The sequence below is a fragment of the Kytococcus sp. HMSC28H12 genome, assembly GCF_001816045.1.
Lineage (GTDB): Bacteria > Actinomycetota > Actinomycetes > Actinomycetales > Dermatophilaceae > Kytococcus > Kytococcus schroeteri.
The window spans coordinates 1-6,625 of record NZ_KV824448.1; the positions used below are offsets into that span (position 1 = coordinate 1).

Below are 6,625 nucleotides of genomic sequence, written 5' to 3' on the forward strand. Positions count from 1 at the left end.
GACGCGGGCCTGCAGGCCGGCGAGCCAGCGCGGCACCTGCAGCGGGTCGCCCGCGGCGGGCTCGTCGAACACCCAGGAGCGATCGGCCTCCGACGGGCTCACAGCACCACCCGTCCGTCCACCGGCTCCAGGCCGCGCGCCCGGGGCGGGAGCACGGCCTCGTCCTCGGGCAGGAACTCCACCGGCACCACGCCCTTGACCATCCCCCACGCCTGCCGGGGCGTGGTCACGCCGGTCTCGGAGGAGGGGCACCAGCGGGCCACGGGGCAGGCGCCGCAGGCGGGCCGGCGGGAGTGGCAGACGCGCCGACCGTGGAAGATCAGGGTGTGCGAGAGGTCGGTCCAGTCGCGGCGGGGGAACAGCTCGGCGACGGCGTGCTCCACCTTCACCGGGTCCTCCAGCGCGGTCCAGCCCATGCGCCGCACGAGCCGGCCGAAGTGCGTGTCCACCGTGAGGCCGGGGGTGTCGAAGGCGTTGCCCAGCACCACGTTGGCGGTCTTGCGCCCCACGCCCGGCAGGGTCACCAGATCGCGCAGCCGGCCGGGCACCTCGCCGTCGTAGCGCTCCACGAGCGCCTGCGCCAGCCCGATGACCGAGCGCGTCTTGGCCCGGTAGAAGCCGGTGCGGCGGATGAGCTGCTCCACCTCGGCGGGGTCGGCGGCGGCCAGCGCCACGGCATCGGGGTAGCGGGCGAAGAGCCCGGGGGTGACGGCGTTGACGGCCACGTCCGTGGTCTGGGCCGACATGACGGTGGCCACGAGCAGCTCGAAGGGATTGCGAAAGTCCAGCTCGCACTCGGCGTCCGGGTGGCGCGCGGCGAGCACCCGGTACATGCGGCGGGCACGTCGCGTGCGGGCCAGGTCGGTCTCGTCGGGGAGCGGGTCGGCCGCGGGCGCACTCACCGGCCCCACGATAGGCCGCCCCCTCCCGCCCCGATCCGCGGGTTCGGCTCTGTGGCGTGGCACACTGCAGGCGTGGACCTCGACATCGTGACCCGTTCGCCCCTGTTCTCCGGCCTGGACGAGGCCGCCGCCTCCGCCCTGCTCGAGCTCACCGAGCGCGGCACCTTCAAGCGGGGGCAGGTCATCTTCACCGAGGGCGACCCGGGCGACAAGCTCTACGTCGTCACCTCCGGCAAGATCAAGCTCTCCCGTACCAGCCACGACGGCCGCGAGAACCTGCTGGCCGTGCTCGGCCCGGGCGAGATCATCGGCGAGATCAGCTTCTTCGACCCGGGTCCCCGCACCGCATCGGCCATCACCGTGAGCGAGACCGAGGTGCTCTCCCTGGCCCACGCCCACCTGGGCCTCTTCCTGGAGCAGAACAGCGGTGCCTCGGTGGCCATGCTCGGCGCCCTGGCCCACCGCCTGCGCCGCACCAACGACTCCGTGGCCGACCTGGTGTTCACCGACGTGCCCGGCCGCGTGGCCAAGGCCCTGCTCGACCTCGCCGAGCGCTTCGGCACCGAGGACGGGTCCGGCATGCTGGTGCAGCACGAGCTCACCCAGGAGGAGCTGGCCCAGCTGGTCGGCGCCAGCCGCGAGACCGTCAACAAGGCCCTGGCGGACTTCGCCTCCCGCGGGTGGCTGCGCCTGGAGGCACGCGCCGTGCGCCTGCTCGAGGTGGAGCGCCTGCGCAAGCGCGCCCGCTGACCCCCCCCCCACCCCACCCCATGACCCCCTGTGCCCGTCCCGGGCGCAGGGGGTCATGGGGTGCAGCAGGGTGCGCCGCTCAGGCGTGGGCGCGCAGGTACTCCAGCTGCGCCAGCACCGTGAGGCGGGCCGCCGGCCACACCTCGCGCGGCACGTCGGCGTACACGGTGCGCACCACCGCGTCGGCCAGGTCCTCCCCCGGCCCCGGCTGCACCCGCCCCGCCGCGGCGGCGACCTGCTCCAGGCGCTCCCGCCGGTGCTGCTGGTACCAGCCCACCACCCCGGCGGCGTCGGCCACGGACGGGCCGTGCCCCGGCAGCAGCGAGGTCACCTCGCCCGATGCCGTGAGCCGCTCGATGCGCTCCAGCGACCCCAGGTAGGCCTCCAGGTCGCCGTCCGGGTGGGCCACCACGGTGGACCCGCGGCCCAGCACGGTGTCACCGGTGAGCAGGTGGTTCTCGGCCGGCAGCACGAACGAGACGGAGTCCGCGGTGTGGCCGGGCGTGGGCACCACCACCAGGTCGAGCCCGCCCACGCTGAGGTGGTCGCCGGCCACGAGGTCGTCCTCCCCGCCCCGCACCACGGCACGCCGCACGGGCGCCCCGGTGAGGCGGTGGAAGGTGTCGGCCCCCTCGGCGTGGTCGCTGTGCCCGTGGGTGAGCAGGGTGAGCGCCACGCGCGCGCCCCGGGCCTCCACCGCGTCCACCACGGCGCGCAGGTGCTCGGGGTGCTCCGGGCCGGGGTCCACCACGACCACCTCGTCGCTGCCGGGCTCGGCCAGCAGCCAGGTGTTGGTGCCGTCCAGCGTCATCGGCGAGGGGTTGGGGCACAGCAGGCAGGTGGCGCGCTCGCCCACCGGGCCGCCGGTCCAGTCGGACCCGTCGGGCAGGTGGCTCGTGGAGGAGCGCACGCTCACCGCCTCCAGGGGGTGCGCATGACCAGACCGTCGGGGGCGTCCGGCCCCACCGGCACCTCCTCGGGCCAGGGCATCACCTCGGGCACCTCGTGGCGGTCGGCCAGCACCTCGGCGGCACTGCCCGCAGCCCGCAGGTCCTCCAGCGCGGCGATGGTGGGCGGCAGCATCAGCCCCGCGTCACCGGCAGCGCGCTCCAGCACCGCTGCAGGACGCTCCCAGCTGGCCGACACGGCCTCGCTCGTGCCGTCGTCGGGCTCCTGCCCCTCGGGGATGCGGGCGGCGAAGAACCACGTGTCGTAGCGGCGCGGCTCGCACTCGGGGGTGGTCCAGTGGTCCCGGACGCTGAGGCACTCGGTGCGCACAGTCAGCCCGAGCTCGGTCAGCAGGTCGCTGAACGCCACCTCGCGGGCCTCCACGCGGCGGCGTCCCTCCACGGCGGCCGGGGCACTCGCCTCGGCCTCGCTCACGGGACGTCCGTCGGGGTGGGCGGCCAACAGCACGCCGGTCTCCTCGAACACCTCGCGCGCGGCGACCAGCACCAGCTGCTGCGCCGATGCCGGCGTGGTGCCGGGCATGCGGGCCGACCACTCCTGCGGCGTGGGCCCCGACCAGGCGGCGTCGGTGACCTCGTCGCGCGGGTCCACCCCGCCTCCGGGGAAGACCATCATGCCCGGCGCGAAGGCCATCGAGGCCGCGCGCGTCTGCATGAACACCTCGACGCCCTGTGCGCCGTCGCGCACCACCATCACGGTGGCCGCGGCGCGGGGCGCCACCGGGGCGGGGCGGTCCGCCTCCGGGGTGTCCAGCCAGGCACGCACCGCCGGCACGAGGGCCGGCGGCATCGGGAAGTCGCGGTGCGGGGTGGTCACGCGGGCCCTCAGGACCGGACGGCCAGGACGACCTCGACCTCGACGGGCGCGCCGAGCGGCAGCGCCGCCACGCCCACGGCCGAGCGGGCGTGCTCGCCGGCCTCGCCGAAGGCGGTGCCCATGAGCTCGCTCGCCCCGTTGACCACGGCCGGCTGGCCGGTGAAGCCGGGCTGGCTGGCCACGAAGCCCACCACCTTGACCACGCGCTCGATGCGGTCCAGGTCGCCCACCACGGACTTGGCGGCGGCCAGCGCGTTGACGGCGCAGATGCGGGCCAGCTCGGCGGCGCGCTCAGGCGTCACGTCGCCGTCACCCTCGCCCACCACGCCGGTGCCGGCCAGGGTGCCGTCGACCACCGGCAGCTGGCCGGAGGTGTAGACCAGCCCGGCGTGCTCCGTGGCGGGCACGTACACGGCCACCGGCTGGGGTGCCGGCGGCAGCTCGACGCCGGCCTCGGCCAGGCGCTGCTCGACGGCCCCCATCAGGCGCTCTTCTCGCGCTTCAGGTAGGCCACCGGGTTGGAGCCCTCGGGCCCCGGGATCACGGTGACGAGCTCCCAGCCGTCCTCGCCCCACTGGTCGAGGATCTGCTTGGTCGCGTGGACGATCAACGGAACGGTGGCGTACTCCCATGTGCGCATGGATCGGAGCCTATAGCGGATGCGGAAAGTACCCTTGGGCGCATGTCCCAGCCCTCCCCCCGGCGCACCTCCCCGTTCCTCGCGCTGTCGGCGTTCGTCGTGGCCTGCCTGCTGGCGGGCCTGCTGGCGGCCGTGCTGCTGGTCCCCGTCACCATCGGGGTGGGCCGTGCCACGCAGGCTGGCACGACCTACTTCGACGAGCTGCCGAGTGACTTCGGCGACGACGGCGTGACCCAGCAGACCCGCATCCTCACCGCCGACGGCAAGCAGATCGCCGCCCCCTTCGGCGAGAACCGGGTGGTCGTGGGCTCCAAGGACATCTCGCCGTGGATGAAGAAGGCGCAGGTGGCCATCGAGGACGAGCGCTTCTTCGACCACAACGGCGCCGACCTCACCGGCATCGGCCGCGCCCTGTTCAACAACTTCGGGGGCGGGGGCACCCAGGGCGGGTCGACGCTCACCCAGCAGTACGTGAAGGTCTCCCTGCAGGACCGCGCCCTGCGCGACGGCGACCTCGAGGCCGCCCGCCGCGCCACCACCCAGAACGGCGCCGCGGGCTACGCCCGCAAGCTGCGCGAGATCAAGTACGCCGTCTCGCTGGAGAAGACCCACAGCAAGGACGAGATCCTCACCGACTACCTCAACCTCGTCTACTACGGCGACCGCGCCTACGGGGTGGAGGCCGCCGCGCAGCACTACTTCAGCGTGCCGGCCAAGGAACTCACGATCGCCCAGGCGGCCACGCTCGCCGGCATCGTGAAGGCCCCCGGGTCCAGCGACCCGGTGCGCCACCCGGAGAAGGCCCGCGACCGCCGCGACGTGGTGCTGTTCAAGATGCACCAGCTGGGGCAGATCACCGACGAGCAGTACGAGGAGGCCCGCAAGAGCGACCTCGGCCTGAAGGTCTCCTACACCCGCCGGTCGTGCGCCACCAGCGAGTACCCCTTCGTGTGCACCTACGTGGTGGAGTGGCTGCTGCGCCAGCCCGCGCTGGGCGAGTCCGAGAACGACCGCCGCACCCGGCTGGACCGTGGCGGCCTGACCATCCGCACCACCTTCGACAGCAAGCTGCTGGACCACGCCGCCCGCGAGCTGCGCGACAAGGTGCCGGCCAAGAACGACGACGCCGTGGCCGCCGCGGCCGCCGTGGTGGAGCCCGGCACCGGCAAGGTGCGCGCCATCGCGCAGAACCGGCCCTACGGCCTGAACAGCGGCAAGGGCGAGACCGCGGTCGGCTACGCGGTGGACCGGCCGTTCACCTCCAGCGGAGGCTTCGCCATCGGTTCCACGGCCAAGCTCTACTCGGCCATCACGGCAGTGCGCGACGGCTTCCCGGTGGACGGCAGGATCGGCCTGCGCGAGACGGTGGACCTCACCGCGCTCAACTCCCGCGGCGAGGAGCGCACCGTGCCCAAGGCCGTGTTCCGTCCGCAGGAGTTCGACCCCTGCGCTGAGGTCAAGGACGGCGAGCTGTGGGCCGTGCAGAACGACCACGGCAGCTTCCGCGACGCGATCCCGTTCAAGGAGGCCACCGAGGAGTCCGTGAACACCGCGTACTCCGAGCTGACCACCGCCCTGAACCCCTGCCGCGTGCGCGACACGATGACGCAGATGGGCCTGCACCGCTCCCAGCTGGACGACCAGGGCCAGTACGTGCCCTTCTCCACCAAGCCCGGCTCGGTGGCCCTGGGCGCCGACGAGGCCAGCCCGCTGACGGTGGCCAACTCGTTCGCCACCCTGGCCTCCGGCGGCATGCGCTGCGATCCCTACCCGGTGGAGAAGATCACCGACTTCGAGGGCCGCGAGGTGGAGCTGGACGCCGAGCACTGCGAGCGCGTGCTCGAGGAGGGTGAGGCCGCGGCGGTGACCGACGTGTTCCGCTCGGTGCCCGAGACCACCTCCGGTGGCGCCTCCCGCGCCCGCCTCTCCGGGGGCCGCGTGTCGGCCGGCAAGACCGGCACGGCCGACGGCTCGGACGAGACCTGGTACACCGGCTACACCCCGCAGCTCGCGGCCTCGGTGTGGGTCGGCACGCCCGACAGTCTGGGCAACCTGCGCGACATCGAGCTGGGTGGCCGGGCCTACCCGGGCTGGCTGTACGGCTCCAGCCTGGCCGCGCCCACCTTCCGGTCGATCATGGACTTCGCCCACCGCGACATGCCGGTGGAGCAGTTCCCGACCCCGCCGGCCGAGCTGACGAAGGGCCACCTGGTGGACGTGCCGGACGTCAGCGACAAGACCGTGCTGGAGGCCCGTGAGGAACTGCGCAAGGCCGGCATCCTGGCGCTCAACACCAAGCCGTGGGCCCCGGGTGACGCCACCATCGAGAGCATCGAGACCACCAACGGCTCCCAGCAGGACACGGCCCAGTTCGTGAAGCTCACGCCGCGGACCGACGCCGAGCAGCCGAGCCCGGACCAGATCCGCAAGGAGCTGGAGGCCCAGGGCGACGGCACGCAGGGCTCGGTGGCCGACGGGAACACCGGCGAGAACTGACCGGTCGCCCCCGGCACACGCAGGGAGGGCGGGCACCCCATCGGGGTGCCCG

General features: G+C 73.8%; 7 protein-coding genes. 2 read left to right on the top strand and 5 right to left on the bottom strand.

Annotation, left to right across the window (positions count from 1 at the left end; all coding sequences use genetic code 11):
* Window positions 1-98 precede the first annotated feature (98 nt).
* Window positions 99-833 (bottom strand): endonuclease III, encoded by a 735-nt coding sequence (gene nth / locus HMPREF3099_RS06015; RefSeq protein WP_070705164.1) that lies wholly within the window; start codon window positions 831-833, stop codon window positions 99-101.
* 141 nt (window positions 834-974) lie between these two features.
* Here nth and HMPREF3099_RS06020 point away from each other — a divergent pair, with 141 nt between their 5' ends.
* Window positions 975-1,652, top strand: coding sequence for a Crp/Fnr family transcriptional regulator (locus HMPREF3099_RS06020; RefSeq protein ID WP_070705160.1), 678 nt, complete (start codon window positions 975-977; stop codon window positions 1,650-1,652).
* A 79-nt stretch (window positions 1,653-1,731) separates the two neighbouring features.
* On the opposite strand, the gene HMPREF3099_RS13650 is transcribed toward HMPREF3099_RS06020, so the two are convergent.
* The 4 genes from HMPREF3099_RS13650 to HMPREF3099_RS12365 form a co-directional block, all read right to left on the bottom strand.
* The gene (locus HMPREF3099_RS13650; protein ID WP_083323546.1) at window positions 1,732-2,463 is read right to left on the bottom strand and encodes an MBL fold metallo-hydrolase; all 732 of its coding nucleotides are present in this window, start codon (window positions 2,461-2,463) and stop codon (window positions 1,732-1,734) included.
* Between the two features lie 101 nt (window positions 2,464-2,564).
* The gene (locus HMPREF3099_RS06030; protein ID WP_070705161.1) at window positions 2,565-3,437 is read right to left on the bottom strand and encodes an NUDIX hydrolase; all 873 of its coding nucleotides are present in this window, start codon (window positions 3,435-3,437) and stop codon (window positions 2,565-2,567) included.
* Window positions 3,438-3,445: 8 nt separating this feature from the next.
* Window positions 3,446-3,919 carry a RidA family protein gene (locus HMPREF3099_RS06035; protein ID WP_070705162.1) on the bottom strand — a complete coding sequence of 158 codons (474 nt, stop codon included), beginning with the start codon at window positions 3,917-3,919 and terminating at the stop codon, window positions 3,446-3,448.
* Window positions 3,919-4,077 carry a DUF4177 domain-containing protein gene (locus HMPREF3099_RS12365; RefSeq protein ID WP_141494177.1) on the bottom strand — a complete coding sequence of 53 codons (159 nt, stop codon included), beginning with the start codon at window positions 4,075-4,077 and terminating at the stop codon, window positions 3,919-3,921. The genes HMPREF3099_RS06035 and HMPREF3099_RS12365 overlap by 1 nt, the downstream gene beginning before the upstream one ends.
* A 42-nt stretch (window positions 4,078-4,119) precedes the next feature.
* Between HMPREF3099_RS12365 and HMPREF3099_RS06040 the strand changes: the two genes are divergently transcribed.
* A complete protein-coding gene (locus HMPREF3099_RS06040; RefSeq protein WP_070705163.1) occupies window positions 4,120-6,573 on the top strand; it encodes a transglycosylase domain-containing protein in 2,454 nt (817 codons plus the stop codon).
* Window positions 6,574-6,625: the final 52 nt, after the last annotated feature.

Bases quoted from the DNA above. Each gene is read 5' to 3' on its own strand.
- nth (WP_070705164.1), bottom strand. From the start codon at position 833: ATGTACCGGGTGCTCGCCGCGCGCCACCCGGACGCCGAGTGCGAGCTG.
- HMPREF3099_RS13650 (WP_083323546.1), bottom strand. From the start codon at position 2,463: ATGACGCTGGACGGCACCAACACCTGGCTGCTGGCCGAGCCCGGCAGC.
- HMPREF3099_RS06035 (WP_070705162.1), bottom strand. From the start codon at position 3,919: ATGGGGGCCGTCGAGCAGCGCCTGGCCGAGGCCGGCGTCGAGCTGCCG.
- HMPREF3099_RS12365 (WP_141494177.1), bottom strand. From the start codon at position 4,077: ATGCGCACATGGGAGTACGCCACCGTTCCGTTGATCGTCCACGCGACC.
- HMPREF3099_RS06040 (WP_070705163.1), top strand. From the start codon at position 4,120: ATGTCCCAGCCCTCCCCCCGGCGCACCTCCCCGTTCCTCGCGCTGTCG.